Origin of the sequence: Haloferax sp. Atlit-10N (genome assembly GCF_003586325.1) — an archaeon.
GTDB lineage: Archaea > Halobacteriota > Halobacteria > Halobacteriales > Haloferacaceae > Haloferax > Haloferax prahovense.
In genome coordinates this window covers 1-1,158 of the sequence record NZ_PSYX01000044.1, presented here as the reverse complement: position 1 = coordinate 1,158, position 1,158 = coordinate 1, and the positions used below count along the sequence as shown (strand labels likewise).

Genomic DNA, 1,158 nt, shown 5'->3' with positions numbered 1-1,158 from the left:
GAACCCGAGGAGATCGGCGGCATTGCGATGTTTCTCGCCTCTGATGAGGCGACGTACATCACAGGCACAAACATTCCTGTCGACGGAGGCTGGACTGCCCACTAGTAACTACGGTCGCACATTCACCACACTTGGTTCCAACATTACGCGGGAGACCAGTCGGATAGTAGCAGCGCAAAACGTGCTACTATCTACCGAAGGCAAGCACCGTAACTCCCTGAGATGCTTCTATGAAGTGAGGAACTGCCGCCATATTATTTAGTCTCTCTAACCAATCCCCCAGTATGGAACAGAATCGATCCGATCTCACACTACGTGTTGGGAGTATCGCCGACGAGTCAGTTGGTCGCGTTATTCCGGATACGTCGGTAGCAGAGGTCGCCCAAACGATGGTCGCGCAAACCAAATGTGCCCGCTACGTCGTTGTGGAAGAAAACGACCAGCTCGTGGGCATCATTACAGATCGAGATTTGATTGGCGCGCTCCTCACGCCAGATAGTGAGTTCAACGTTCTCGCAACGGATCAGAGCGAATCCAACATAACCGCCGGAGATGTGATGACCTCCGACCCCCTCACCGTAACGCCTGAGGCGGAGGTACCGAGGGTACTGCGACAAATGAACGAGGCGGCTGCCCGCCATGTTCCCGTTGTCGAAGATGGCTCAGTTGTGGGGATCGTCACCCTTGACGATCTCATCACTCACCTCGCGGGAGAAGCTGCCCATGTCTCCGCACAGATGGACAATCTCTCCGGGATCATCCGGTCAGAGTCCCAGAGAAAGTAACCTCCGCATCTGAGACTCTCGATACGTGTCTTTTTCGTGACTGACATCAAAAGAGAGACATGGCCGAACCACGGATTCTAATCCTCGGTGGACCAGGCGCAGGAAAGGGGACGCAGAGTAGAAAGGCTTCTGAGGAGTTTAATGTAAAGCATATCACTACCGGGGAGCTCCTTCGGGCAAATAAGGACAGGGATATTTCAGAATTTGAATCAGAGTATGATGTCCCGCGCACATATATGGATCAAGGTGAGCTTGTTCCGGACGAGGTTGTCACTCTGCTCGTTAAAGAGGCTCTATCGCAAGTCAATGGCTTTGTTCTGGATGGGTATCCCCGCAACGTAGAACAGGCTGAGGAACTCAATAATATGACCGA

General features: G+C 52.8%; 3 protein-coding genes. All 3 read left to right on the top strand.

All coding sequences use genetic code 11. The features are described from left to right. Positions 1-105, top strand: a 105-nt coding sequence (locus C5B91_RS21055; RefSeq protein WP_119713015.1) for an SDR family oxidoreductase, incomplete at its 5' end; no start/stop codon positions are given. A gap of 179 nt (positions 106-284) precedes the next feature. Further along, positions 285-785, top strand: a complete 501-nt coding sequence (locus tag C5B91_RS21050; RefSeq protein WP_058365806.1) for a cyclic nucleotide-binding/CBS domain-containing protein — start codon at positions 285-287, stop codon at positions 783-785. Between the two features lie 59 nt (positions 786-844). After that, a partial coding sequence (locus C5B91_RS21045) for a nucleoside monophosphate kinase (protein WP_147374900.1) occupies positions 845-1,158 on the top strand: 314 nt, incomplete at its 3' end.